This is a genomic window from Streptomyces sp. NPDC101227 (assembly GCF_044767545.1).
Taxonomy (GTDB): Bacteria; Actinomycetota; Actinomycetes; order Streptomycetales; family Streptomycetaceae; genus Streptomyces.
The window spans coordinates 86,769-113,170 of record NZ_JBIWOD010000008.1; the positions used below are offsets into that span (position 1 = coordinate 86,769).

At 72.5% G+C, this 26,402-nt stretch carries 23 protein-coding genes; 15 read left to right on the plus strand and 8 right to left on the minus strand.

Going from position 1 to position 26,402, the window contains the following annotated elements:
- Positions 1-14: 14 nt before the first annotated feature.
- Positions 15-1,574 carry a phytoene desaturase family protein gene (locus ACIRPT_RS20295; RefSeq protein ID WP_403828778.1) on the minus strand — a complete coding sequence of 520 codons (1,560 nt, stop codon included), beginning with the start codon at positions 1,572-1,574 and terminating at the stop codon, positions 15-17.
- Positions 1,575-1,754: 180 nt separating this feature from the next.
- Between ACIRPT_RS20295 and ACIRPT_RS20300 the strand changes: the two genes are divergently transcribed.
- The gene (locus tag ACIRPT_RS20300) at positions 1,755-3,086 is read left to right on the plus strand and encodes a glycoside hydrolase family 27 protein (RefSeq protein WP_403828781.1); all 1,332 of its coding nucleotides are present in this window, start codon (positions 1,755-1,757) and stop codon (positions 3,084-3,086) included.
- Between the two features lie 31 nt (positions 3,087-3,117).
- On the opposite strand, the gene ACIRPT_RS20305 is transcribed toward ACIRPT_RS20300, so the two are convergent.
- Genes ACIRPT_RS20305 through ACIRPT_RS20315 form a run of 3 tightly spaced genes read right to left on the minus strand, consistent with a single transcriptional unit; the run spans position 3,118 to position 7,252 of the window.
- Complete coding sequence (locus ACIRPT_RS20305) at positions 3,118-5,082, minus strand: tetratricopeptide repeat protein (RefSeq protein ID WP_403828784.1); 1,965 nt, start codon at positions 5,080-5,082, stop codon at positions 3,118-3,120.
- A 32-nt stretch (positions 5,083-5,114) separates the two neighbouring features.
- Positions 5,115-6,032: an oxygenase MpaB family protein gene (locus ACIRPT_RS20310; protein WP_403828786.1), complete on the minus strand. Its 918-nt coding sequence runs from the start codon at positions 6,030-6,032 to the stop codon at positions 5,115-5,117.
- Positions 6,033-6,052: 20 nt separating this feature from the next.
- Positions 6,053-7,252, minus strand: a complete 1,200-nt coding sequence (locus ACIRPT_RS20315) for an acyl-CoA dehydrogenase family protein (protein ID WP_403508050.1) — start codon at positions 7,250-7,252, stop codon at positions 6,053-6,055.
- Between the two features lie 195 nt (positions 7,253-7,447).
- Here ACIRPT_RS20315 and ACIRPT_RS20320 point away from each other — a divergent pair, with 195 nt between their 5' ends.
- Entirely contained in the window at positions 7,448-7,903 is a 456-nt protein-coding gene (locus tag ACIRPT_RS20320) for a group II truncated hemoglobin (protein WP_403828788.1), read from the plus strand.
- Between the two features lie 73 nt (positions 7,904-7,976).
- On the opposite strand, the gene ACIRPT_RS20325 is transcribed toward ACIRPT_RS20320, so the two are convergent.
- The 4 genes from ACIRPT_RS20325 to ACIRPT_RS20340 all read right to left on the minus strand — a co-directional run bounded on the left by ACIRPT_RS20325 (position 7,977) and on the right by ACIRPT_RS20340 (position 11,048).
- On the minus strand, positions 7,977-8,423 hold the full coding sequence (locus tag ACIRPT_RS20325) for an SH3 domain-containing protein (protein WP_403508054.1): 447 nt from the start codon (positions 8,421-8,423) through the stop codon (positions 7,977-7,979).
- 131 nt (positions 8,424-8,554) lie between these two features.
- A complete protein-coding gene (locus ACIRPT_RS20330) occupies positions 8,555-9,136 on the minus strand; it encodes a TetR/AcrR family transcriptional regulator (protein ID WP_403828791.1) in 582 nt (193 codons plus the stop codon).
- Between the two features lie 9 nt (positions 9,137-9,145).
- Positions 9,146-9,868 (minus strand): FAD-dependent oxidoreductase, encoded by a 723-nt coding sequence (locus ACIRPT_RS20335; RefSeq protein WP_403828794.1) that lies wholly within the window; start codon positions 9,866-9,868, stop codon positions 9,146-9,148.
- A 13-nt stretch (positions 9,869-9,881) separates the two neighbouring features.
- Positions 9,882-11,048, minus strand: a complete 1,167-nt coding sequence (locus tag ACIRPT_RS20340; RefSeq protein ID WP_403828796.1) for an FAD-dependent oxidoreductase — start codon at positions 11,046-11,048, stop codon at positions 9,882-9,884.
- Positions 11,049-11,283: 235 nt separating this feature from the next.
- Between ACIRPT_RS20340 and ACIRPT_RS20345 the strand changes: the two genes are divergently transcribed.
- The 13 genes from ACIRPT_RS20345 (at position 11,284) to ACIRPT_RS20405 (ending at position 26,401) form a co-directional block, all read left to right on the plus strand.
- Positions 11,284-12,294, plus strand: a complete 1,011-nt coding sequence (locus ACIRPT_RS20345; RefSeq protein ID WP_403829408.1) for a FecCD family ABC transporter permease — start codon at positions 11,284-11,286, stop codon at positions 12,292-12,294.
- On the plus strand, positions 12,291-13,343 hold the full coding sequence (locus tag ACIRPT_RS20350) for a FecCD family ABC transporter permease (protein ID WP_403828799.1): 1,053 nt from the start codon (positions 12,291-12,293) through the stop codon (positions 13,341-13,343). Before ACIRPT_RS20345 ends, ACIRPT_RS20350 begins: the two co-directional genes overlap by 4 nt.
- Positions 13,343-14,155, plus strand: coding sequence for an ABC transporter ATP-binding protein (locus ACIRPT_RS20355; protein WP_403828802.1), 813 nt, complete (start codon positions 13,343-13,345; stop codon positions 14,153-14,155). Before ACIRPT_RS20350 ends, ACIRPT_RS20355 begins: the two co-directional genes overlap by 1 nt.
- 87 nt (positions 14,156-14,242) lie before the next feature.
- Entirely contained in the window at positions 14,243-15,256 is a 1,014-nt protein-coding gene (locus ACIRPT_RS20360; protein WP_403828803.1) for an ABC transporter substrate-binding protein, read from the plus strand.
- 341 nt (positions 15,257-15,597) lie between these two features.
- Complete coding sequence (locus ACIRPT_RS20365) at positions 15,598-16,785, plus strand: acetyl-CoA carboxylase biotin carboxylase subunit family protein (protein ID WP_403828805.1); 1,188 nt, start codon at positions 15,598-15,600, stop codon at positions 16,783-16,785.
- Positions 16,786-16,811: 26 nt separating this feature from the next.
- The gene (locus tag ACIRPT_RS20370; protein ID WP_403828808.1) at positions 16,812-18,659 is read left to right on the plus strand and encodes an IucA/IucC family protein; all 1,848 of its coding nucleotides are present in this window, start codon (positions 16,812-16,814) and stop codon (positions 18,657-18,659) included.
- Positions 18,659-20,218, plus strand: coding sequence for an MFS transporter (locus ACIRPT_RS20375; protein WP_403828811.1), 1,560 nt, complete (start codon positions 18,659-18,661; stop codon positions 20,216-20,218). Before ACIRPT_RS20370 ends, ACIRPT_RS20375 begins: the two co-directional genes overlap by 1 nt.
- The gene (locus tag ACIRPT_RS20380; RefSeq protein WP_403828814.1) at positions 20,206-22,053 is read left to right on the plus strand and encodes an IucA/IucC family protein; all 1,848 of its coding nucleotides are present in this window, start codon (positions 20,206-20,208) and stop codon (positions 22,051-22,053) included. Before ACIRPT_RS20375 ends, ACIRPT_RS20380 begins: the two co-directional genes overlap by 13 nt.
- The gene (locus tag ACIRPT_RS20385) at positions 22,050-23,315 is read left to right on the plus strand and encodes a type III PLP-dependent enzyme (RefSeq protein WP_403828816.1); all 1,266 of its coding nucleotides are present in this window, start codon (positions 22,050-22,052) and stop codon (positions 23,313-23,315) included. Before ACIRPT_RS20380 ends, ACIRPT_RS20385 begins: the two co-directional genes overlap by 4 nt.
- 1 nt (position 23,316) lies before the next feature.
- Positions 23,317-24,087 carry an HpcH/HpaI aldolase/citrate lyase family protein gene (locus tag ACIRPT_RS20390; RefSeq protein ID WP_403828819.1) on the plus strand — a complete coding sequence of 257 codons (771 nt, stop codon included), beginning with the start codon at positions 23,317-23,319 and terminating at the stop codon, positions 24,085-24,087.
- A 133-nt stretch (positions 24,088-24,220) separates the two neighbouring features.
- Positions 24,221-25,450, plus strand: a complete 1,230-nt coding sequence (locus ACIRPT_RS20395) for an NAD(P)/FAD-dependent oxidoreductase (protein ID WP_403828822.1) — start codon at positions 24,221-24,223, stop codon at positions 25,448-25,450.
- A gap of 366 nt (positions 25,451-25,816) precedes the next feature.
- Positions 25,817-25,987, plus strand: coding sequence for a hypothetical protein (locus ACIRPT_RS20400; RefSeq protein ID WP_403508079.1), 171 nt, complete (start codon positions 25,817-25,819; stop codon positions 25,985-25,987).
- A gap of 213 nt (positions 25,988-26,200) precedes the next feature.
- Positions 26,201-26,401, plus strand: coding sequence for a DUF5133 domain-containing protein (locus ACIRPT_RS20405; protein ID WP_403828824.1), 201 nt, complete (start codon positions 26,201-26,203; stop codon positions 26,399-26,401).
- The last annotated feature ends 1 nt before the right edge of the window (position 26,402 follow it).

Sequence of the window (26,402 nt, forward strand, 5' to 3'; positions counted from 1 at the left end):
CCGCCGAACGGCCCTCAGCCCTCCTCCAGCACCGCCATCGCCGCGTTGTGCCCGGGAATGCCGCTCACTCCCCCGCCGCGCACCGCGCCCGCCCCGCACAGCAGCACATTGGCGTGCCCGGTGGCCACGCCCCAGCGGCCGGGCGCGGTGGCCCCGGCGGCCTCCTCGTCGGCGTAGGGGAAGGCCAGGTCCCGGTGGAAGATGTTGCCGCCCGGCAGCCCCAGCTCCCGGTCGAGATCGAGCGGGCTGCGGGCCTCGATGCAGGGGCGGCCGTCGGCGTCGCGGGCCAGGCAGTCGGCGAGCGGTTCGGCCAGGTGGGTGTCGAGTTCCGCGAGGGTGGCGGTCAGCAGCCGTTCCCGGGTGGTGTCGTTGTCGGCGGCGAACAGCCGGGCGGGGGCGTGCAGGCCGAAGAGGGTGAGGGTCTGGTAACCCTGGCGGACCAGGTCGCCGCCGAGGATGGAGGGGTCGGTGAGCGAGTGGCAGTAGATCTCGGAGGGTGGGGCGGCGGGCAGCTTCCCGGAGGCCGCCTGCCGGTAGGCCGCCTCCAACTGGCCGTACCCCTCCGCGATGTGGAAGGTGCCGGAGAAGGCTTCCCGGGGGTCCACGCCGGCGTCCCGCAGCCGCGGCAGGCGGGTGAGCAGCATGTTGACCTTGAGCTGGGCGCCTTCCGCGGGCGGTGGCGGGCCCTCGCCGAGCAGCCGGGCCAGCTCTCGGGGTGCGGCGTTGACCAGCACCCGGCGGGCGCCGAACGTGCCCCGGGCCGACGTCACCTCGGCGGCCCGGCCGTCCGTGGCGATGGCCGTGACCGGGCAATCGGTGACGATCTCCGCACCGGCCCGGCGGGCGGCGTCGGCCAGGGCGTCGGTGAGCGCGCCCATGCCGCCGATGGGGACGTCCCAGTCGCCGGTGCCGCCGCCGATGACGTGGTAGAGGAAGCAGCGGTTCTGGCGCAGGGAGGGGTCGTGGGCGGTGGCGAAGGTGCCGATCAGGGCGTCGGTGAGGACGACGCCGCGGATCAGGTCGTCGGAGAAGGTCTCCTCGACGAGTTCCCCCAGGGGGCGTTCGAAGAGGGCGTGCCAGGTGGCGTCGTCGTCGATGGTGGCGCGCAGCGCGGCGCGGGTGGGCAGCGGCTCGGTGAGGGTGGGGAAGACGCGCTCGGCCAGGCGTTGGGTGGTGCCGTAGAAACGCTGCCAGGCGGTGAACTCCCGGTCCGATCCGGTGAGTTCGGCGAACGCGGTACGGGTACGGGCTTCGCCGCCGCCCACCAGGAGGCCGGTGGGGCGGCCGTGGCGCACGGCGGGGGTGTAGGAGGAGACGGTGCGTTTGCGGACCGCGAAGCGCAGGCCGAGGTCCCGCACGATTTTCGGTGGCAGCAGGCTGACGAGGTAGGAGTAGCGGGACAGCCGGGCGTCGACCCCGGCGAACGCCCGGGTCGACACGGCCGCACCACCCGTGTGGTCCAGCCGCTCCAGCACCAGCACGCTGCGCCCGGCGCGTGCGAGATAGGCGGCGGCAACCAGTCCGTTGTGCCCGCCGCCGACGATGACCGCGTCATACGAAGTCCGTTCCGGCATGCCCATGGAATAGCACGCGGTGATCTCGCTCGCCAGGCGCAGGCGGCTGAAACCTCCGGGCGGGTCGGTGCGGCTTCTTGACCGCGCCGGGGCCGACTTTTAGCGTCCGGCCGTGCGCCGCACCGCTTCCGCCGTACGGTGCCGCGCTCCGGCCGTCCCACCCACCCCGTGAGGTGACCCGTGTCCCACCGTCAGGTTCCCCGCACCGGCCGCACCTTCGTCGCCCTGGCCGCCGTCGCCGCCTGCTCGGCAGGGCTGCTCGCGGCCACCGGCCCCGCCTCCGCCGCCTCCGATGCGGACGCCGGCGCGGCCTCCGGTGCCACGCGTACCGCGGCCCGCGCGCGCGCCTCCGCCGCGTATCCGAATCTGGCCCCGACCCCGCCGATGGGCTGGAACAACTGGTCGTACTACATGTGCGACATCAACGAGAAGGTCGTCCTGGACAACGCCCGGGCGCTGGTGCGGACCGGGCTCGCGAAGAAGGGCTACGACACCGTCACCGTCGACGACTGCTGGATGGCCAAGCAGCGCGGTCCCCAGGGCGAGCTGGTGCCGGACCAGGCGAAGTTCCCGCACGGCATGGCATACATCGGGCGGGAACTGCACCGGATGGGACTGAAGTTCGGGATCTACGAGGACGTCGGCACCCTTACCTGCGGGAAATACCCGGGCAGTTACGGCCATTTCAAGGAGGACGCGCAGCTGTTCGCTCGTTGGGGGGTCGACTACCTCAAGGCGGACGGCTGCAATGTGCCGCGGCCCGCCGGCCGTACCAAGGAGCAGATCTACCGCGAGGTGTACGAGCAGCAGAGCCAGGCGCTGGAGGCCACCGGACGGCCCATCACCTTCTCGGTGTCCGCGCCGGCCTATTTCCAGTACGACGGCGACAGCGTCTGGCACGAGGTCATCGACTGGTCCGCCCGGCTCGGCAATCTGTGGCGGGGCGGGCGGGACATCGCCCTGGAGCAGCAGAGCCCGGCCACGAAGTGGTCCTCCATCGTCTACAACTTCCGCTACAACGCGGGGCTGGCGCAGCTCCAGCGGCCCGGACGCTGGAACGACCCGGACTTCCTGCTCGTGGGCGACTCGGGGCTCAACCGGCACGAGATGCAGAGCCAGATGTCGCTGTGGGCGATGATGGCCGCGCCGCTGATCTCCAGTACGGATCTCGGCAAGCTCTCCCCGGAGGCGCGCGAGGTGCTGGGGAACGAAGAGATCATCGCCGTCGACCAGGACCCGCTCGGCAAGCAGGGCAAGGTCATCGAGCAGAACGACGGCTTCACGGTGATGTCCAAGCCGCTCCGGCACGGGCAGCGGGCGGTGGCGCTGTTCAACACGGGTGACACCCCGCGGACGGTGTCGACCACGGCGGCCGCGGTGGGGCTGCCCCAGGCGTCCTCGTACCGGCTGCGCGATCTGGTCACCGGACACGACAGGCGCAGCTCCGGGGACATCGTCGCGCGGGACGTGCCGGCGCACGGCACCGTGCTCTACCGGGTCGCCGCGCGCTGACGCGGCCGGGCCGCCGGAGGGCGGCCGTCCGCTACCGTCGCGCGGCGCGCTCCCGGCGCAGCGCCGCGACCCGGCGGTAGAGGGCGGCCGCCTCCTCCGCGCGGCCCAGCTGCTCCAGGCACTGCGCCTCGTCCGTACGGCTGGCCAGCGCGTCGAGATGGCCGGCGCCCAGGACCCGCTCGCGGGCGTCGGCGACCTGGCGGTAGTCGGCCAGCGCCGCGGCCCAGCGGCCCAGCCAGCCGAGCGCCACGGCGACCTCCCGGCGGCTGACCAGGGTGTCGGGGTGGTCGGCGCCGAGCACCCGCTCGCGCGCCGCCGCCACCTCGCGGGCCTCGGCCAGCGCCTCCTCCCAGCGGCCCAGCCGCCCGAGGTTGACGCCCAGACCGTGCCGGGCGCGCAGCGTCTCGGGGTCGTCGGCGCCCCGTGCGCGGCTGCGGACGGCCACCAGGTCGCGGTAGAGCGCCAGGGCCTCGGCCCCTCGGCCCAGCCGGCCGAAGCTGATGCCGCACTCGTAGCGGGCGGCGAGGGTGTCGGGGTGTTCGGGGCCGAGCGTTTCGGCGCGCGCCGCCGCCACCTCCTGGTAGGTCCGCAGCGCCTCCTGCCACCTGCCCAGCTGCCCCAGCACATGGGCGATTTCGTAGCGGGTGACGAGGGTGTCGGGATGCCGCGCGCCGAGCACCCTGGCGCGCGCGTCGGCGACCTCGCAGGCCATCGCGTAGCAGTCCTCGAGCCGGCCCAGCCGGGCGAGGCCGAACGCGAGGTGATGGCGGCAGCCGAGGGTGTCGGGGTGGTCGGGTCCCAGTACGCGTTCCCGGCCGGCGAGCACCGCGGCGCAGATCTGCTGCGCCTCGAAGTGCCGGCCGAGCCTCTCCAGTGCGAAGCCTGCCTCGAGGCGGGCGGTGAGGGCGTCGGGGTCGTCACCGGGCGCCGCCGGCCGGGCGATCGCGGCGGCCGGTGAGGCCTCGTGGCGCAGGCCGCCGCTGCCGCCCGTCCAGGTGTCGGTGAGGACGGCGGTGGCCCGGTCGAAGGGGTGAAGGCGGGGCGTGCTCACCGCAGAGCCGAGGGTCATGCCGTGGGTCCAGGAGGGCGGGCGCGGGGTGGGCACGGTGTCCTCGTCGGCCGCCAGGGATGTGCGGGCGGGCCGCCCCTGGCGGGCGTCGGCCAGGCGTTTGCCCAGTTCATCGGCGTCCTGGGGGCGGTCGTCCGGGTCCTTGGCGAGCAGGTCGAGGATGATCCGCTCGTAGGGCGCGGGCAGGTCGGGGCGGCGCCCGCGCGGGGGCTGCGGGGCGGTGTCGCGATGGCCGACGAGCACCGCCCAGGCGTCTCCGGTGCCGAACGGCGGGGCGCCGGTGGCGATCTCGTACAGCACACAGCCCAGCGAGTACAGATCGCTGCGGTGGTCGACGGTGTCCGCGCCGATCTGCTCGGGCGACATGTAGTGCGGGCTGCCCATGGCGACGCCGGTGCCGGTCAGCCGTGCGGTGAAGCCGATGTCGTGGCCGAGCCGGGCGATGCCGAAGTCGCAGATCTTGACCGTGCCGTCGATGGTCCGCACGATGTTCGCCGGTTTCAGGTCGCGGTGCACGATGACCTGCGCATGGGTGTAGGCGAGCGCGGCGCCGACCTGCTCGGCGATGTCGATGACGTCCGGGACGGGCAGCGGCTGGCGGCGGTTGTCGTCCAGCAGCTGGCTGAGGTTGCGGCCGTTGAGCAGCTCCATGACGAGGAAGAGGGTGCCGTCGTCCTCGCCGAAGTCATGGACGACGGTGATGCCGCGGTGCTGGAGGCCGGCGGCGGCCCGCGCCTCACGGCGGAAGCGCTCGCGCAGCACCGTGAGGAATCCCGGATCGTGCCGCGGCCCCACGGGCTTGAGGCATTTGACGGCGACCTGGCGGCCCAGCGATTCGTCACGAGCCCGCCAGACCTCGCCCATGCCGCCGCGCCCGATGATGTCGAGCAGCCGGTAGCGCCCCTGGATCAGCCTGTTTTCCGCCATCGCGTATCGCCGCCCCCGTCCACGCCCCGCGTTCAGTCGTGCAGCTCCCCCTGCGGGTCCTTCTGCCCGTCCAGTATGGCGGCGGACCGGCGCGGCTTGTAGGGCGCTGGGCGGGCGTCGGGGCCGAGCCGCGCGACGGCGCGCAGGATGTGTTTCGGCGGAAGTTGCCAGCGCAGGGTGGGAGGAATGGTGCGCAGGACCCGGCCGGTGGTGCGCAGCCGGCGGGTGACGGTGGCGGGCGGTGGCGCCGGGCGCCCGTACAGCTCGTGGGCGAATGCGGGCAGTGCGCCGTAGGCGAGCGTGGCCACCCGGCGCCACAGGAGGGCGCGGGCGGGGACGAGGGGGGCGGGGGCCGGCGGGCTGCGCAGGAAGTCGTCGACCTGCCGGGCCCCGGGGGTGAGCGCGAGGCCGGGCCGTACGGCCGCGAAGTAGGCGGCGAGTGCGGCCCGGTCGCCGGGGACGGTGGCCGGGTCGAGGCCGACGAGCCCGGCGCTGACGCGGTGTTCGTCCAGGTAGGCGTCGGCCTGGGCGTCACTGAGCGCGAACCCGGAGCGGCGCACGACGTGGAGGTAGGAGTCCACCTCGGCGCAGTGGACCCACAGCAGCAGCTCCGGGTCGTCGATGCGGTAGCGCTCGCCGGTGGCCGGGTCGGTGGCGGACAGCCTGCGGTGGAGGGCGCGGACCGCGGCGCCGGCCCGTTCGGCGGCGTCGGTGGTGCCGTAGGTGAGGGTGCCGACGAAGTTCGCGGTACGCATCAGCCGGCCCCAGGCGTCGCGCCTGCCCCTCTTGTTTTGTTGAAAGGCGGCGGAGTTCTGGATGACGCCGGCCACCGCGCGGGGATGCAGCGCCTGGAGGTACAGCGCGCGGATGCCCGCGATCCACATCATCGGATCGCCGTGCATCTGCCAGGTCACCGATCGGGGCCCGAAGAGCCCGGGGTCGCCTGCCATCACCACACCTCCGCTGCAGGTCAGCGCCGTACGCGGGGCATCCCGAGGCCGATCCACGAGATGATCTCGCGCTGGATCTCATTGTTGCCGCCGCCGAAGGTGAAGATGACGGCGGAGCGGTAGCCGCGTTCCAGTTCGCCGTGCAGCACCGCGCCGGCCGAGCCCTCCTTGAGGGGGCCCGCGGCGCCGACGATCTCCATCAGCCAGGCGTAGGCGTCCCGCCGCGCCTCGGAGCCGTAGACCTTGACAGCGGAGGCGTCCTGGGGGGTGAGCGTGCCCTGCTGGAGCGCGTCGACCATCTTCCAGTTCAGCAGCTTCATCGCATCCAGTTTGGTGTGGGTGCGGGCCAGCCGTCCACGGACCCAGCCCAGGTCGATGACGCGGCGGCCGTCGGCGAGCTTGGTGTGGGACGCCCAGCGCTGGACGTTGTGCAGCGCGCGGATGGCCATGGTGCCGTGCGCGGCGAGGGTGACCCGCTCGTGGTTGAGCTGGTTGGTGATGATCCGCCAGCCCTTGTTCTCCTGGCCGACGCGGCGGGAGGCGGGGACGGTGATGTTCTCGTAGTAGCTGGCGGAGGTGTCGTGCGAGGCGAGGGTGTTGATCAGGGTGCAGGAGTAGCCGGGGTCGCTGGTGGGGACGAGGAGCATGGTGATGCCCTTGTGGGGCGGGGCGGCTGGATCTTCGAAGGCGGTGCGTACGGCGAGCCAGACCCAGTCCGCGGTGTCGCCGTTGGTCGTCCAGATCTTCTGCCCGTTGACGACGTAGTGGCCGCTCTCCTCGTCCCCTTCGCGTACGGCGCGGGTCTTGAGCGCGGCCAGGTCCGTCCCGGCGTCCGGTTCGCTGTAGCCGATGGCGAAGTCGATCTCGCCGGAGAGGATCCGGGGCAGGAAGTAGGCCTTCTGCTCGTCGGTCCCGAACTGCATGATCGTCGGGCCGACGGTGTTCAGCGCCATCAGCGGCAGCGGGACGCCCGCCTGCGCGGCCTCGTCGAAGAAGATGAACTGTTCCATCGGGGTCAGCCCGCGGCCGCCGAATTCCTTGGGCCAGCCGACGCCCAGCCAGCCGTCGGAGCCGAGCCGGCGCACGGTGTCGCGGTAGAAGCGCTTCTGGGCGGCGGGGTCGGCGTACCGGGCGTAGGCGTTGTCCGGCACCAGTTCGGCGAAGTATGTCCGCAGCTCGGCCCGCAACTGCTGCTGCTCGGGGGTGTATTCGAGGTGCACGGCCCCTCCAGTTCGTCCGGTCCGGTCATCCGGTGCGATGGCGCGCGGCGATCCTGACGGTCCGTCGGCCACCGGACCGAAGGGCACAGTAGAACGTGTTCCATTAATACGGAAGGGCCTCTCGGCGCCGGCCGTCCGCCCTACGCTCGCCGGACGATCACCGATGCGGTGACACCAACGGAGGGAACCGGAGCCATGACCGAGCGACCGCACACGCCGCTGGAAGCGATCGGCGGCATCGAGGTGCTGCGCCGCCTGAGCAACACCTTTTACGAGGCGGTGCTCGCCGACCCCGTGCTGGCACCGGTGTTCGCGGACTTCACCCGCACCCATATCGAGCATGTCGCCGTCTGGCTGGCGGAGATCTTCGGCGGGGACACCGCATTCACCGACGAACTGGGCGGCCACCAGGCCCTGTTGCGTTCCCATCTCGGCCTGGAGATCACCGAGGAGCAGCGGCTGCGCTGGATGGAACTGATGACCGGAGCCGTCGAGAAGGAGCTGCCGCACGACGAGGAGCTGCGCGGGCAGGTCATCGCGTACTTCGACTGGGGCACCAAGATCGCCCGCGAGGTGTCCGCCGATCCGGCCGGCACCGACCTCGGCGACCCTGGCCCCACGCCCCGGTGGGGCTGGAACGGCCTGGTCTGACGCGCCCGTTCGGCGCACGTGGAAGGCCCGGTCCGGCACCGCGGGGGTGCCGGACCGGGCCTCGCCGGGCCGGTCAGCCCTTGGCGTGCTTGGGCGGGTTGTTCGGTGCGACCTTGTTGTGCGGCATGTCCTTGCAGAACTTGACGGCTCCGCTGTTGTTCACGTGCTTCGCCGAGATCCAGCTGTCCCGGGTGTCACGGACCAGGTACCAGATGTTGTTCCCCTCGATGCTCTGCGCACGGACCTTGCACTGCAGGCCGATCCGCACCTGGTGGCGGATGTAGCCCCGCACCAGAGCGTCCGTGCTCGGGTCCTGACGCAGCGTCAGACCGTGACTGGCGGTGATCGTGCCGTACGGCTTCGCGGCCGCACCCTGGGGCGGCGAGGGGGGCGCGGGGGGTGCCGCCTGAGCGGGGGCCGCAGCGAGCAGCGTCGCACCGAGGGTGAGGGCCGCGGTCAGTGCGCCCGCACCGGCCGCCAGCTGCTTGCCTCGGCCCCCGAAGATGTCGGTCGTGGACATAAAGGTTCTCCTGTTCTTGACGCGCAATGCCACCATTGGCGCGAAGCGGACATTACGCGTAAATCACAAGAATTCGACGACGCAACGGCGGTCGAGGAGCCGTTCGTGTGACGAAATGAAGATTCGTCCCGTCAGGCGCCCAGGTCACCCCAGCCGTGTCGCAGAAGGGTGAAGATGCGGTCCAGATCCGCGCCGGGATCCTCGCCGCCGCCGGCCAGCCGGGGCGCGGCCAGCGCGTAGTGGGCCAGCGCGCGGATCTGCACATCGTCCGCGTCGGCGCCGGTCTCCGCCGCGATCGCACCGGCCAGGGCCGTCTCGTGCCGCATCCACATGCGGTGCGCGTACTCGCCGAGCGCCGGGGTGCCGTCGATCAGCTCCCGGAACCTGCGGAAATCCGGCGCCTCATGGACCTTGAGCACGAGGGGCCGCAGATGGTCGCGCAGCCCGTCCAGGACCGTCCGGCCCGGCGCCCGGTCCCGTACCGCCGCGACCAGCGCCTCGCCCCGCTCGGCGTCCTGGTCGAACACCAGCGCCTCTTTGCCGCTGAAGTGCTTGAACAAGGTGGTCACCGACACATCGGCGGCCTCCGCCACATCCTTGACGCTCACCTGGTCGTAGCCACGCTCCAGGAACAGCTCGAGGGCGGAGTCCGCCAGCGCCTTGCGGGTCTGGGCCTTCTTGCGTTCCCGGCGGCCGGTCGTCGGCTGAGTCATAACGTCAGACTAACTCTCAGGGTTGAGCGACTCGGAAAGTGGAGTCGGTACGGGCGTACGGTCGGTGCGGGCGGACGAGGATGTGGCGCCGCCCGGTGGCCGTTGGGCGTAGCGGGCCGCCTGGGCGGCCATCAGGCGGGCGCCGTCAGGGGCGATACAGAGGTCGAGATTGCGCGCGGACTCCTCGGCGTGGGCGGCCGCGCGTTCCGTCATGGTCTTCTCGTACGCGCCGAGGGCGGCGGTGAGGTCACCGTCGGCGCCGATCAGGAGGTCGTGGGTCTCGGTCACGCCGTTGGCGAAGTGCAGCCGGTGGCGCCCGTCGCCTAGCGGTGTGGCCCGGCTCGGGCGGTGTCCCCAGCGGATCGTTGCGGGGTCGATGGCGTCGAGCAGGACGGCGCGCAGCGCGCCGCGGTCGGCTTCGGGGCGGTCGCCGTCGGACTCTTCGGCGATCTCGGCGAAGTGGACCGCGCCCGTCTTGTCGACGATCTTCAGGTCCTGCCCCTCGGGACGGGCGATCGCCCGAAAGGCCCGGTCCAGTCCCGCCGCGCGGATCGCATACTGGCCGGATTCGGGGTGCAGATCGAGCGTGCCGCCCTGGGCGCGGGCATCGAGCGTGGTCTCCGCCTCGTAGAGGACCGCCTCGACGCCGTGCATCTGGACGATGCGGGCGAGGGTGAGGCCACCGAGGCCGCCGCCGACCATGGCGATGCGGGCAGGAGGGACGCGGGACATGGAAGGTGTCTCCTTACGGGGCGGGCGGCAGGTCGGTGGACCGGTGGAAGCGGCGCATATGGCGCAGGGAGCCCTGCGGGGCGTCGGGGGCGATGGCGTTGTCCAGGCCGCGGGCGGCGGCCTCGGCCGCCCGGGCGGCGCGGGGCAGCATGGCGGCCTCGTACGCGCGCACCGCCTCGTCCAACTCCGCGTGACGGGCGAGGGACTGGGCCAGTTCGCAGCCGTCGAGCATGGCGAGGTTGGCGCCCATGCCGGAGAACGGCGTCATCAGATGCGCGGCGTCACCCAGCAGGGTCAGGCCCGGGGTGTGGGTCCAGGTGTGGGGCACGGGCAGGGCGTACAGCGGCCGGTTGGCGAACCCGTCGTCGCTCTCCCGTAGCAGTGCCAGCAGCCGGTCGTCCCAGCCGGCGAAGCGTTCCAGCAGCGCGGCGCGCACCGCTTCCGGGTCGGCGAGGTGGATGCCGCGCTCCAACGCCCAGTCCTGGGACCCCCGGAAGGCGGCGTACACGCGGATCCGGGCGCGGGAATTGCGCTGGGCGATCAGGGCCTTGTTGCGGTGCGCGGCCATCATGCCGCCGTCGCCGACGAGTCGGGCGACGGCCGGGTGGCGGGTGTCGGCCTCGTCGAATCCGGTCTCGACGAAGGTGACGCCCGCATAGTGGGGCGAGTCGTCCGAGAGCAGCGGCCGCACCCGGGACCAGGCCCCGTCGGCGCCGATGACCAGGTCGAAGGTCTCGGACGGGCCGCCGTCGAACTCGGCCTCGTGGGCACCGTCGCCGCGCGGGTGGAGGGTGCGCAGATAGCGGCCCCAGCGGACGGTGCCGGGGGCGAGCGAGTCCAGGAGGAGGCGGCGCAGTTCGCCGCGGTCGATCTCGGGTTTGTCCCGCTCGCCGGCGTCCGGTGCGTGCCGGAAGAGCAGGGTGCCGGTGTGGTCCAGCAGTCGCATCTCCTGGCCCTCGGGGCGGGCGAGAGCGAAGAACTCCTTGTCCAGATCCGCCGCGCGCAGGGCCGCCTGTCCGGTGGTCTCGTGCATGTCGAGCGTGCCGCCTTGCGGGCGGTCTTCGGCGTAGGCATCGCGGTCGAAGACGGTGACCTCGATGCCGTGCCGCTGGAGGACCCGGGCGCAGGTCAGCCCGCCGGGGCCGCCGCCGATGATCGCGATACGCGGGGTGGTGGTCATGACTCCAGAAAAGCACAGCCACTAAGAAAGTGCAATCAATAAACTTTTTAAGCGAGTCAATCCTGCGAGAGGTACCGCACCCCTGAAGGGACCTTCGAAAGGCAGGCTTCAACTCAACTTCGCCGACAAAAAGGACAGTTGACCGCATCCAGTCCTTGCACTTGCAGAATTAGGTATGCCTAACCTAATGTAACGACGCGTGTCGACGACCAAACCACCTGCCACCGCACCCCCTGTGCCCGGACCGCGCCCCGCCGCGCGGACCTGGCGGCGTGTCCCGCTGTTCGTGGCCGGCCTGTGCGTGCTGGCGGCCTGTGCGGCGCTGAGCCTCGCATTGGGGGCCCGTTCCGTACCGCTGTCCACCGTGCTCGACGCCCTGTCAGGGACCGAACACGGGCGGGACGCCCTCGTGGTGACGGGGCTTCGGCTGCCGCGCACCATCGTCGGACTCGCGGTCGGCGCGGCGCTCGGCGTCGCCGGAGCGGTCGTCCAGGGCATCACCCGCAACCCGCTCGCCTCACCGACCACCCTCGGCATCAACCACGGCGCCGGTTTCGCCGTGGTCACCGCCATCTACGCGTTCCATCTGACCCACCCCATCGAATACCTCTGGTTCGCCTTCGCCGGCGCCGCGGCCGCCGCGGTGTTCGCCCAGGCGCTGGCCCGGCGGGCCGGAGACCTCGACCCGGTACGGCTCGCGCTGGGCGGCACCGTCCTCCAACTCGTGCTGCTGTCCTGGACGTCGACGGTGATGCTGGCCAGCAAGCGGTCGCTGGACGAGGCCCGGTTCTGGCTGGCAGGCTCGCTGTCCGAGCGCCCGCTGTCGGTTCTCTGGCCGGTGCTGCCCACCCTGGTGATCGGCCTGGTCATCGCGCTGGCCATCACCCCGGCGCTCAACACCCTGGCGCTGGGCGACGATTCGGCGCAGGCGCTCGGCGTACCGGTGAACCGCATCCGGCTGGCCGGCGGCCTCGCCGTGGTACTACTCGCCGCCTCGGCCGTCGCGGTCGCCGGGCCGCTCGCCTTCATCGGGCTGGCCGCACCGCATCTCGTACGGCAGCTGTTCCGCACCTCCGACCACCGCATCCTGATCCCCGGCTGCCTGATCGCCGGACCGCTGCTGCTGCTCGCCGCCGACATCCTCGGACGGCTCGTCATCCGGCCGTCCGAGCTTCAGGTCGGCATCATCAGCGCCTTCCTCGGCGCCCCGCTGCTGGCGCTGCTGGCCCGGAAGGTGGCCCGATGACCGACGTCCTGCGTCCCGCGCAGCCCGCCTCGTCAACCACCGTGCGCCGGCGCACCGTTCGCCGTACTCCGCTGCTGGCCCTCGGCGCCGTCGCGGTGCTGCTCGCCCTGGTCACGGCGTCGGTGTCCACGGGCGATATGCCGCTCCCGCCGTTCGATGCGCTGCGGGGCCTGTTCGGGGTGGGCGATACGGCCACGGTGCTGATCGTCCAGGAGTTCCGCGCCCCGCGGATGGCCGCCGCGATCATCGCGGGGGCCGGGCTGGCGGTGGCCGGTGCGCTGCTGCAGCGACTGTTCCGCAATCCGCTCGCCTCGCCCGACGTCATGGGGGTGACCGGCGGGGCGTCGTTCGGTGCGGTGGTGATGCTGGCCGCCGGTGCCTCGCAGGCGCTGATGCCGCTGGCCGCGCTCGGCGGCGGGCTGCTCGCCGCGGTGCTGCTGGGGGTGCTGGGCTGGCGTTCCGGTGCCAGCGTGACCCGGCTGGTGCTGGTGGGCCTCGCCGTACAGGCCGGGCTGACCGCCGCGGTGAACTTCATGGTCGTGCGCTTCCCCACCGAACTGGCGGGCTCCGCCCTGCAGTGGACGACCGGCTCGGTGTACGGACGGACCTGGACCGAAGTGTGGGCCGCGGGCGGCGGGGTGGCCGTGACGATGGTCATCGCCTTCGCGCTGCACCGCCGGCTGGCCGTACTCGACCTGGGCGACGACTCGGCCGGCGCGCTCGGCCTGAACGCCGACGCCGCCCGCCTCCAGGTCCTGGTGACCGCCATCGTGCTGGCGTCGCTGGCCGCCGCGCTCACCGGCCCGGTCGCCTTCGTCGCGCTGGCCGTGCCGCACATGGTGCGGTTCCTGGCCGGCCCGCCCACCGCCGGGACGCTGGCGCTGTCCGGTCTCGCCGGTGCCGTACTGCTGCTCGCCTCCGACCTGGTGGCGCAGCATCTGCTGCCGGTCAGCGGGCTGCCGGTCGGGGTGGTCACCGCCACCCTGGGTGCGCCCTGGCTGCTGGTGCTGATGATCCGTCAGAGCAGTTCCGTGAACAGGAGTGTTTGATGACCGCCAACCAGCTCTCCACGCACGGGCTCGATCTGCGCTACGGCGACCGGCTGATCGTCGGCGGCCTCGATCTGGTGCTGCCCGGCGGCGCCGTCACGGCGGTCGTCGGCCCCAACGCCTGCGGCAAGTCCACCCTGTTGCGCGGCCTGACCCGGCTGCTGGCTCCCGCCGCGGGCACCGTCACGCTGGACGGCGCGGACATCCACCGGATGCCGGCCCGTGCGCTCGCCCTGCGGATGGGGCTGCTCCCGCAACAGCCGGTCACCCCCGACGCGATCACCGTCGAGGCGCTCGTACGGCTCGGCCGCTACCCGCACCAGAAGCTGCTGAGCCCCTGGTCGGCGGCCGACCAGCGGGCCGTGGACGACGCGCTGGAGCGCACCGGGACCACCGCACTGCGCGACCAGTGCGTCGACCAGCTCTCCGGCGGGCAGCGGCAGCGCGCCTGGATCGCCCTGGCGCTGGCCCAGGACACCGATCTGCTGCTGCTCGACGAGCCCACCACCTTCCTCGATCTGCGGCATCAGCTCGATGTCCTCGACCTGGTCGCCGAGTTGCACGCCGAGGCGGGCCGCACCGTGGTGATGGTGCTGCACGACCTCGGGCAGGCGGCCCGTTACGCGGACCACCTCGTGGTCCTCAAGGACGGGCAGCTGGCGGCGGCCGGCGCACCGGCGGACGTGCTCGACGCGGAGCTGGTCAAGTCCGTGTTCGACGTGGACTGCCGGGTGATCCCCGACCCCGAGACCGGCACCCCGCTGGTCGTCCCCAAGGGCAGCGCAAAGCGGCACGCCGCCGTGACCGCCTGACCGGGCCCGCTCTCCCCCACGAGCGGTCCCTCGCCCTCCGTCCCCCCTTCCACACCGCTCCGCTCCCCCTAAGGAAGTCGAACCCTCATGTTCACCAGACCCGCTTCGCGTCGTATCCGCCGACTGCCGGCCGCTCTGCTCACCCTCGCCCTGGGCACCGCCGCCCTCACCGCCTGCGGTGGCGGCAAGTCCGCCGACGATGACTCGGCGAAGGGCAACGCCGGCGCCGGCTTCCCCCGCACGATCAAGACCGCCATGGGCGACGTACCGATCTCCGCGAAGCCCAAGCGCGTCGTGGTCCTCGACACCGGTGAGCTCGACGACGTCACCACGCTCGGCGTCAAGCCGGTCGGCGCCGTCTCCCCGCACATGAAGACCGAGGGCGGCTTCCCCTCGTACCTCAAGGACGAGATCGGCGGGGTCAAGGACGTCGGCCCGCTGCTCGAGCCCAACCTCGAGAAGATCATCTCCCTCAAGCCCGACCTGATCCTGTCCTCCAAGGTCCGGCACGAGAAGATCTACGACAAGCTCAAGGGCATCGCGCCGACCGTCTTCACCGAGACCACCGGCGGCCCCTGGAAGGCCAACCTGAAGGTCCACGCCAAGGCGCTGGGCCTGGAGAAGGAGGCCGACCAGAAGCTCAAGGCGTACGAGACGCGCGCCAAGGCGCTGGGCGCGGAGATCAAGAAGAAGTACCACGGCAAGATGCCGTCGGTCTCCGTGGTCCGCTTCGTCGCGGGCCCGACCCGCCTCTACCAGAAGTCCTCCTACAGCGGTGTCGTCCTGAACGACATCGGCCTGGCCCGTCCGAAGTCGCAGAGCTCCACCGACCCGGTGAAGACCATGCTCGACGTCAGCCCGGAGGAGATCGACAAGGCCGACGCCGACCTGGTCTTCGTCACCGTCGCGGATCTGCCCGACAAGACCCAGAAGAAGGACGTCACGTCCAACCCGGTCTGGAAGGCGCTGCCCGCCGTGAAGAACCACAAGGTCTTCGACGTTCCGGACGAGACCTGGATGTCCGGCATCGGTATCCAGGCCGCCGAGCACATGCTCGCCGACGTGGCGAAGGCCACCGGCGTGCCGCTGCCGAAGGCCTGACCGGCCGCCGAAAGCCGAAGGGGGCGGGCCGTCCTGAGCGAAGGACGGCCACCCGGCGCCCCGCCCCGTCGACGCCGGCGTCGCTCGTCGGAGGGGGCGGGCCCTCGGCCGAAGGGGGTGGCTCGCCCGGGGTGCAGCGGAGCGGATGGCTCGTACTCGTGCCCGTGCCCTGTGTGGCGCGTGCCTTCGCCTTGTGCCTCGTGCGCCTCCTTCCTTTCCGGCAACGATTACGGAGAGTCATTAGTTCCTTGCGGTGGGTGGCCAGTTGTCGCCTCTTGCCGCCTCCGGCCCGCCCCCGCCTGTCCCCCCGCACCACCCATGATCCCGAAGGGGTCCCGCTCATGCGGATGTATCTGCTCGCCCTCAACCCCACCGACTCGGTCACCGAGGGATTTCTGCCCGCCGCCGCCCGCCTCGGTCTCGATATCACGGTCCTGACCGACCAGCCCGAAGCGCACCGGCGCCGCTGCCCCCAGACCGAGATCCTGGAGTGCGACGTCCATGACTTCCGCGCCGTCATCACCCGCGTAGCAGGCCACCACCCGGCCGACGCGATCTTCACCAACAGCGATCACCTGCAGACCCAAGCGGCGCTTGCCGCCGCGTACTTCGGGCTGCCCGGCAAGGACTGGCGGGCCACGCTGCGCGCCAAGAACAAGGCCGAGATGCGCCGTCATCTGGCCGCCACGGGCGTGGACGTCGTGCGGGCCGTGGAACTCGGCCCCGGCCAGGACCCGTCGGCGCTGGCCGCCGCCGACCTGCCCTATCCCTGTGTCGTCAAGCCCCGCGAGGGCGTGGCCAGCGAGGATGTGGTGCTGGTCGAGGGGCCCGAGGAACTCGTGGTGCGGGCCAAGGAAATCCAGGCGCGGCGGCCGGAAGCGGCGCTGGTCGCCGAGGAGTTCCTGGCCGGCGAGCTCTACACGCTGGAGACGCTCGGCGACGGCCGGCTGCGGCACGCCCTGGGTGGGTTCCACTCGACCCTCTCCGCGCCGCCGACCTTCATCGAGGAACGGCACGAGTTCGTCGCCGTCCACCCGGAGTCCGTGAGCGCCCAGGTGCTGGCCCAACTGGACGCGCTGGGTGTCGGTTTCGGCGCCTGTCACACGGAGTTCGTGGTGCACGAGGGCCGGGCCCGGCTCATCGAGGTGAACTACCGGGTCATCGGTGACCAGTGCGATCTGCTGCTCGCGCAGGTCCTGGACATTCCGCTGTTCGAGCACATTCTGCGGACGCATGCGGGAGAGCCGCTGCCCGCGGACCTCGGCGCCCGCAAGGACGGCGCGGCCCGGGTGGAGTACGCCCTCGCCGACCGGGCCGGGACGCTCACCGCGGCGCCCGAGGCCATGGACCGGGCCGCGGACGGCGTACGGCTGGCCTACCGGCCGCTGCGCGCCGTGGGCACGGAGCACCCCTTCTACCGCACCAACCGCGACTACCTCGGCGTCGTCCGAGCCATCGGCAGCGACCAGGGCGCGGTGGACCGGGCCGTGGACGGCTTCTTCGCCGCCGAGCGCTGGGAGATCTCGTGATGCGCGGAGCGCCGGAAGAAGTCGTGATGAGTGAGGCACTGGAGACCACCGGTGGTCGGGACGGAGACGCTTCGGGCGAGGCCGAGGAGGCCGAGCTGCTGATACGGGTCCTGGGCGCCCTGCTGCGCGAGGACGTCGTCGGGCTGCGCACCCGCGGCACCGTGCTGGAACGCCCCGACGGCCCCTGGCTACGGCTGCCCGCGGACGAGACAGCCGGCGCCCTGCTGCTGCCGCTCGCCACAGACGGCTATCAGAGCGCCTACACCGCCCGGCTGCCGCTGCTGGTCCGCGAGTCCGACGGCGCCCGGCTGAGCACCGTCGAAGCCGTCCTCACCGCGCTGCGCGCGCTCGCCGCCCCCGAGGACCACGGGGGCTTCGACGCCTTCGCCGAGGAGTGCCGCCAGACGCTGGCGACGATGCGGCTGCACGCCCGTACGCGGGACGAGACCGAGACGGAGCTGACGAAGCGTCACGGGGATGACCCGGGCGCCTGGCTGGGGCTGGACGGCGGTCTGGCGTATGAGGCGCTGGCCGCCCGCCTCGACCATCCCGTCTATCCGACGTCCCGTGGCCGCGCCGGCCTCGACGAGGCGCAGCTGCGCGCGTACGCGCCGGAATTCCGGCCGGACTTCGCGCTGCGCTGGCTCGCCCTGCCGCGCGCCGCGGTCACCGTGCCGGGCGGCGAGGCGACCCTGCCCGCCTGCTGGCCGACCCCGGCGGAGCTGGGCCTGCCGCACCTCGAAGGCACCCATCTCCCCTTCCCCGTTCATCCCTTGACGCTCGGCGACGCGCTGCATGATGCGCTGCGCAAGAGCGGGCTGGAGGGCGAGGCGGTGCGGGCCGAGTCCGCCCGGCTCTCCGTCGTACCGACGCTGTCGATGCGCACCGTGGCGCTGACCGTCGATCCGGCGCTGCATCTGAAGCTGCCGCTGGCCACCGCGACCCTGGGTCTGCGCAACCGGCGCACCATCAAGCCCCGCACCCTCATCGACGGTGCCGAGGGGCAGCGGCTGCTGGAGAAGGTGATCGCCCGCGAGCCGCGCTTCGCCCGGTCGGTCCTGCAGGCCGACGAGACCGTCTACGCGCATGCCGGCCATGAACTGCTGGCCGTGCTCTGCCGTCGCTACCCGGCCGGTCTCGAGGGCAGCACCGTCGTGCCGATGGCGGCGCTGCTGGGCCGGGCACCGGGCGGGCGGCTGGTGCTCGACCACCTCGCCGACCGTTACTACGGCGGCGAACCGCTGGCCCTGCTGGACGCCTTCCTCACCCTCCTCTTCGACTGGCAGACCACCCTCTTCGGCTACGGCATCGGGCTGGAGTCCCATCAGCAGAACATCTCGCTGGTGCTGGACCGGGCGGCCGGCGACACCCGGCTGCGGCTGCTGTTCAAGGACAATGACGCGCCGCGCATCAATACCGTACGGCTGCGGGACACCCTGGGCGCGGACGCGCCGGACCCCGAGGACTTCGCCGACCCGCGGATATTCGCCGACGGCGACCGGCCGGTGCTGGACCTGTTCACGACCATCACCCTCCACCTCTGCGCCGGCTCCTACGCCTTCGGGCTGGCCCGGCACGGCCGGGCGCCGCTCGGGCGGCTGCTGGGCCTGGTCCGCGACCGGCTCGCCGAGGCCGTCGAACGGCTGGGCACCGGAGCGGGCGAGCCGGGCGCGGCGCTGCGCGCGGCCGTCCTGGACGCGCCGGAACTGCCGATAAAGGCCATGGTCAGCGCCGGGACGCTGCTCTCCAAGGAGCGCTCGGGCGCGGCCGACATCAACAAGCACTACGCCAGCGGTCCCAACTACCTGCTGCCGGAAGCTCTGCCGGCGAATTCTTCGCTGCGGAGCCCTCGACTGCCGACGGGGATTTTCTGATGGCCACCTCCACCTCATCCACCTCAGCCACCTCCTCCGCTTCGTCGGCCTCCTCCGCTTCGTCGGCCTCCTCCGCTTCGTCGACGTCATCAGCTTCGTCCAGTGGCGCCGCATCACGGATCACCTCCACTCCCCCGCACGCCTCCGCCTCGGAGAACGCCGCTACCTCACAGAACACCGCAGGATCACAGAGAGTTGCCGGTTCCCGGAAGGTCGTTGCCGATCCGCACAAGGTCACCGGCACCGAACGAGGCGCCGGAACGGAACGAGGCGCCGGAACCGTACAGTCGCAGCGGCTCGCCGCGGCCGGCGTCGAGACCAAGGTCCGGCCGGGCCTGCCGCGCCGTCAGGTGTACGCGGTGGCCGGCTGCTACTTCGTGGCGTCGTTCGCCGCGCTCGGCCTGCCGCCGTATCTCACCGAGATCCTGCCCGAGCTGGGCGACGGGGCCGCCCGCTGGGCCGGTCTGCTCTACATCGTCCCGACCATTTTCGGCGCCATCGGCGCCCCGCTGTGGGGCCGCCTCGCCGACCGCTTCGGCCGTAAACGACTGCTGCTGCGCGCGCAGTTGGGGCTCGCCGCCGCGTTCCTGCTGGCCGGCTGGGCCGACTCGCTGGGGACCTTCGCCGCCGCGCTGGTCCTCCAGGGCATGCTGGGCGGCACCTTCGCCGCATCGAACGGGTATCTGGGGGCGGCGCTCGAGGGCGCTTCCCTGTCCCGGGCGCTGACGGTGATGCAGGGCAGCGCCCGCGCGGCGCTGGTCTTCGCGCCGATCGTCGTCGGCGCGCTGACGCCCTGGCTCTCGCCGCACCGCCAGTACGCCCTGCTGGCCGTGCTGCCGCTGGCCGCGGCCCTGATGCTGGCGGCGCTCCCCGAGCCGCCGCAGCAGCAGTCGGCCGCGCGCGCCCCGGCCGCCTCCGAAGTCGAGGCGACGGCCGTGGACGCCGCCGCGGCCGAGCCGTCCGGACGCGCCCCGGCCGCCTCCCTGCGCACGCTCTACGCGCTGGAGTTCGCCTTCGTCTTCTCGACCGTGATCTCCTTCCCGTATCTGATCTCGCTCATCAAGGAGCGCATACCGGGCACCGGTCCGATGGTGTCGGGTGTGCTGTTCGCGCTGCCGCACATGTGCTACCTCGTCGCGGCGATAGCGGTGCACGCGCTGTTCCGTACCCGCCCCCGGCTCGGCATAGCGATCGGCTTCGGCTGTATAGCGCTCGGCCTGGCGGGCCATGGTTTCGCCGACTCGCTCACCACGTTCATCGCGGTCCGCCTGGTACTCGGCGCGGGTCTCACCATGGGCCTGGTCTGTCTGTCCGTGCTGGCCGCCGACTGCGCCAGGGGCCGGGCGCCCGGCGGGCTGTTCGGCTCCATCGAATTCTTCTCCAAGGCCGGCGCCGTCGCCGCCGGTCTGGCCGCGGCGGCCGGCAACGACCTGTTCGGCCCCGCCGCGCCCCTCCTGATCGGTACCGCGATTGCGCTGGTCACAGTGCTCGCGACCGTCACCCCCGCTCTGCTGTCCCGTCTCCCCCGCACCCGCAGGAGCCCTCGATGCCCCCGCTGACCAATTCGCCCGACACCGTCCCGGCCCCTGACACCGTCCCGGCCTCCGACACCGTCCCGGCCCCCGGCTCCGCCGCGCCCGCCGGTCCGCCCACCGCCGACCAGGCCGTCGCGCACACCCTCCTGAACTGTCTGCTGCGCGAGGTCTCCGGGCCCGAGCACCAGACCGCCGTCGACACCGGCCATCTGCTGCTGCGACTGCCGCGCCGCGGTGTGCTGCTGCGCGTCGCGCTGCGCCGTACGTCGCTGATCGGTGCGCACCGGTTCACCGGCCCGGTGACCGAGGAGACCGACGGCGGCTGGGCCGAGGTCGGCTGGCGCCGGCTGGCCGAGTACGTCCATGCGGAGCTGTCGCTGCGGACCGGTGTGGACAACGACGAGTTCCTGGCGCAGATCACCTCCAGCCATCAGGCGGTCTCCGCCGCACTCGAGGGCCGTACGGTGCCGCGTCCGGCCGGACCGGCCGCCGACGGCGCGACCGGCACCAACACCGACGCCGACGACTGGCTGGCCCGTTACCTCGCCTCCGAACAGTCCCTGGTCCTCGGTCACCGCTTCCACCCCACCCCCAAGGCCCGCACCGGCGAGGCCGCCTCCTGGGGTGCGTATGCGCCGGAGGCCGGGGCGTCCTTCCCGCTGCTGCTGCTCGCCGTGCGCGACGAGCTGATCGTCGAGGAGTCGGCCGCGCCAGGCGACGCCGCGCCCCTGGACGCGCTGCACGCCGAGGTCCCGGAGGGCTACCGGCTGCTGCCCGCGCACCCCTGGCAGTACGAGCTGCTGCGCGAACGTCCCGGTCTGCGGGAGGCGCTGGACCGCGGCGACATCCGCATCCTGGGCACCGGCCGGACCCCCTTCGCCGCCACCGCCTCCGTCCGTACGCTCTACGACGGCGCGTCCTTCCTCAAGTTCAGCCTGAACGTCCGGATCACCAACTGCCTCCGCAAGAACGCCAGTTACGAGCTGTCCGGGGCGGTCGCCCTCACCCGGCTGCTGGAGCCGGTGCTCGCCGACCTGGCCACCCGCTTCCCGGGCAGTGCGGTGCTGCGCGAGCCCGCCTACCGCAGCCTCGCCCTGCCGGGGCCGGACGGCCGGACGGACACCGAGCTGCTCGAAGGGTTCGGCGTGATCATCCGCGAGGGCCTGTCCCAGCGGCTGCTCCCCGGCACCACTCCGCTGCTGGCCGCCGCGGTCGCCGACGAGTACCCGCACAGCGCCGCCCATATCTCCCGCCTCCTGGACGGCGCCGGCCCGCAGGCCGCGCTCGACTGGTGGGCCGCCTACCTCAACCTGCTCCTCCCGCCCGTGCTCGCCGCCTACTTCGACCACGGCGTGGTGCTGGAGCCGCATCTGCAGAACGTCCTGGTCTGCGTCGACGGCGACGGCATGCCCGCCCAGGTCCTCTTCCGTGACCTGGAGGGCACCAAGCTCGTCCCCGAACGCCACGCCGAGCTGCTGGCCTCGCTGCCCGAGGCGGTCGCGGCGCCGATGACGTACGACGCGCAGCGCGGCTGGGACCGCGTCGTCTACTGCCTGCTGGTCAACCACGTCTCCGAGATGCTCGCCGCGCTCGCCGATCTGCACCCGGACACCGAGGCCGAGCTGTGGGCACAGGTCCGGCGCACCCTGGGGACCCATGCCGACCGGTACGGCTGCCCGCCCCGGCTGGCCGCCCTGCTCGCCGGCGTCCCGCTGCCGGCCAAGGCGAACCTCCTCACCCGCTGGGAGCGCAAGGCCGACCGCGAGGCCGGCTACGTCCTGCTGCCCTCGCCCCTCGCCGAGTCCGTTCTGACCGGCACCGTACGCACCGACGACACCACCCCCTGGAACGCCCGATGACCGCCCCCACCCCCCTGGTCCGCGAACGCCTCCGCACCCTGCGCGCTGACGAACTCCCGGCCTATGTGTACGACATGACGGCCCTGCGGGAGCACCTGCGCGGTATCCGCGCGGCCCTTCCCTCCGCCGTGGAGCTGTATTACGCCGCGAAGGCCAACCCTGAACCGGAGATCCTGGCGGCGCTGCGCCCGTACGTCGACGGCTACGAGGTGTCCTCGGGCGGCGAGCTGGCGCACGTCGGCAAGGCCGTGCCCGGTGCCCCGCTGGCCTTCGGAGGGCCCGGCAAGACGCCGGCCGAGATCACTCAGGCGCTGGATCTGGGCGTCGCGCGCTTCCATGTGGAGAGCGTGTACGAGCTCCACATGCTGGCCGGGCTGGCCGCCCGGCACGGCGCGGGCCGGCGCCTCGCCGTGCTGCCGCGCTTCAATCTTCCCGTGGGCGACGGCACCCTGGACGGCAGCTCGCTGGCGATGGGCGGTCGCCCCACTCCCTTCGGTCTGGACCCCGCGCAGGCCGACGAGGTGGTCGCCCTCCTGACGGACGGCACCTACCCGCAGCTGGAACTCTGCGGAATCCACGCCCATTTGGCGAGCGGCCTGGAGGCGCCCGAGCAGCTCGCGGTCGCCGGGTCCATCGTGACCTGGGCCGCGCAGCTGGCCGAGCGCCACCGCGTCCCCCTCCCCGAGGTGACCATCGGCGGCGGTATGGCCGTGGACTACGCCGCTCCGGATGCCCGTTTCGACTGGGCGGCCTATGGGGCGGGCCTGGCCCGGCTCGCCGCCGCGCACCCCGGCGTCACGCTGCGCATCGAGCCGGGCCGCGCGCTCACCGCGTACTGCGGCTGGTACGCGACCGAGGTGCTGGATGTGAAGCACAGTCACGGCGAGGAGTTCGCCGTGGTCCGCGGCGGCACCCACCACCTGCGCACCCCGGCGACCAAGGGCCACGACCAGCCCTGCACGGTGCTGCCGCACGACGAGCCCTGGCCGCATCCCTGGCCCCGCTCGGCGGCGACGGGCGACCGGGTGACGCTGACCGGCCAGCTGTGCACCCCCAAGGACGTTCTCGCCCGCGATGTCGCGGCGCCGGGGCTGCGGGCCGGTGACCGGGTGGCGTTCGGGGTGGCCGGGGCGTATGCCTGGAACATCTCGCACCATGACTTCCTGATGCACCCGCGCCCGGGGTTCCACTTCCTCGGCACCGAGGAGCGCGCCGGCACGGAGCACACCGGTACGGCAGGCGTCGCGGCGGGCGAGGCCTGAGATGCTCCGTCCCAACCAGGTACGCCGGAAACTCGCCGCGGGCCAGGAGGTCAACGGCCTGTTCAGCACGCTGCCCGAGCCCGCCCTGGTCGAAATGATCGGCTGCGCCGGATACGACTTCGTGATCCTGGACACCGAGCACACCCTGACCGACCCTCAGCAGCTGGAAAACCTCATCCGGGCCGCGGAGGCCAACGGCCTCACCCCGTTCGTCCGCGTCCCCGAGGCCGACCCCGGTGCCGTGCTGCGCGCCCTGGACGCCGGGGCCATGGGCATCGTCGTCCCGCACGTACGCACCCGCGCGGACGTGGACGCCGCGATCCGCGCCGCCCGCTACGCCCCCGAGGGCATGCGCTCCCTCAACGGCGGCCGCGGCCCCGGCTTCGGCCGGATCGAGCTCACGGACTACATCCGGCGGGCCAACGCAGAGATCATGCTCATCCCGCTGATCGAGGACGCCGAGGGCGTCGCGGCGATCGAGGACATCCTCGCTCCCGGCGGCGTCGACCTCGTCCTGCCCGGCCCCGGCGACCTCTCGCAGTCCTACGGCGTGCCCTGGCAGGTCCGCCACCCCCGCGTCCAGGAGGCGGTCCGCTCCGTCCGCGCGGCCTGCGCCCGTCACTCCGTCCCCTTCTGCGCCATGTCCACCACCCCGGAACGCCGCGCGGACTGGCGCGCCGACGGCGTCACCGCGTTCGTGCTCGGCGAGGACCGCGATCTGACGGCGCGGGCGCTGCGGGGACAGCTGGAGCGGATGGGCGGGGGCGGCTGAGGGGCCCGGCCGTCGCCGGCGCCCGGCGCCCGGCGCTCGCGGCTCCCGCCCCGGCAACACCATCGGCGGGATCCGCCCGGCCGCCCAGTGGGTACCTGTGGCCTGAAGTACGGGACAGAGGGAGCTGAGCGGAATGGGCACGAGCAATGCGCTGGTCATCGCGGGAGCGGGGCTGGCCGGGGCGAAGGCGGCGGAGGCGCTGCGCGAGGAGGGGTTCGACGGGCCGCTGGTGCTGCTGGGGGACGAGCGCGAGCGCCCGTACGAGCGGCCGCCGCTGTCCAAGGGGTATCTGCTGGGCACCTCGGAACGGGAGAAGGCGTATGTGCATCCGAGCCGGTGGTACGGCGACCATGACGTCGATCTGCGGCTGGGTACGGCGGTCACCGCCATCGATCCCGCGGCCCATGAGCTGACCCTCGCCGACGGGAGCCGCCAGGGCTACGCGAAGCTGCTGCTGGCCACCGGTGCCGCGCCGCGCCGGCTGTCGGTGCCGGGCGCGGAGCTCGACGGGGTGCACTATCTGCGGCAGCTGGGGGACAGCGACACGCTCAAGGAGACCTTCCGGCACGCCACCCGCATCGCGGTGATCGGCGGCGGCTGGATCGGGCTGGAGACGACGGCCGCCGCCCGCGCCGCCGGCGTGGAGGTGACCGTTCTGGAGGCGGCGGAGCTCCCGCTGCTCAAGGTGCTGGGCCGCGAGGTCGCGCAGGTCTTCGCGGATCTGCACACCGATCACGGGGTGGAGATCCGGTGCGGCGTCCAGGTCGGTGAGATCACCGGCACGCTCGGGCACGCGGACGGGGTGCAGCTGGCGGACGGCACCCATGTGCCGGCGGACGCGGTGATCATCGGTATCGGCGTCGTGCCCAACAGCCGGCCGGCCGAGGACGCGGGACTCGAGGTGGACAACGGCGTGCGGGTGGATGCGCAGCTGCGCTCCTCGCACCCGGACATCCACGCCGCCGGGGATGTCGCGAACGCCTTCCATCCCCTGCTGGAGACGCACCTGCGGGTCGAGCACTGGGCCAATGCCCTCCATCAGCCGGCGACCGCGGCCAAGGCGATGCTCGGTCAGGACGTGGCGTACGACCGGCTGCCGTACTTCTTCACCGATCAGTACGACCTGGGGATGGAGTACACCGGCTACGTCGCGCCCGGCGGCTATGACCGCGTCGTCTTCCGGGGCGATCCGGGCAGCCGCGAGTTCCTCGCCTTCTGGCTCTCCGACGGCCGGGTGCTGGCCGGTATGAACGTCAACATCTGGGATGTGGTGGAGCCGATCCGGGCGCTGGTGACCAGCGGGCGGACGGTCGATACGGCGCGTCTGGCCGACCCCGGGGTGCCGCTGGCGGAGCTCGTATGAGGTGACGGCCGGGGCCGGCGGTTCCCTTCCGGAACGGATCGCAGCAGCGCCGACGTGCCCTAGAGGTAAGGCTGTTGACGCAGCCCGCCGTGGGCGGCGATGCGGTCGTCGGGTCACCGGCAGTCGGTGTGCCGGCCGCCCACCGAGCCGTGGTCCACGTCCCCGAAGCTGCCGTCGAGCATGCGTTCATCCATGTTGTGAACGCAAGAGCACGCCGGGCGGCTGTTTGCGTTGTTGAAGTGAAGCTCTTGAAGGGGCGGAAAGGGGGCCGGCCGCACGTTTGCGTCCCGGGCCGGCGGTTACCCGAACCGGGGATCGCGCGCGGGCGAAGAGACGCGCGCACCATGGAGACGAAGGAGGGCCGCCATGACCACTGAGCCGCTTCCCGACGGGCCGGGCCCCGTGCCGCGCGAGCCGGATCCCGTGCCGCGCGACCCCCGACCGGCCGAACCGGAGCCGGACGAGCCGGGCCCGCGCCCGGCGGAACCGCCGGGTACCGGACCGGACGAGCATCCGGCGCCGGAACCTCCCGACTGACCGGCGCCCGCGCCGACACCCCGACCGGCCGACACCCTCCCGACCGGCCGCCCGGCACGGCCCGGCCCCGCCCGCGCGACGCCGCCCGCCCCCGTGCAGCGCGCCTCCGCTTGCGTGCACAGCATGAACGGCGCAACGTGGAACTTCCCACCCCCTGGTGGTGGAGGGGCTCCACGGGCCCCGGCAGGCGAACACCACGCGGGAGAAGACAGCATGCTGCTGCCGGACAGAACTGTGCTCGCTGCACAGCTGCGGCGCTACCGGGTGTGGGAAGACCTCGTGGACGCCGAGCCCCATGACGCGGCCCGGCGCCGTCGGCTGGAGGATGTCGCCTACACCCTGTGCGTACTGACGGGCCGCCGCACCGCCCGCGAGGCGGTCATCGCGGCGGAGAGCTTCCTCGCGAGGAGATGAG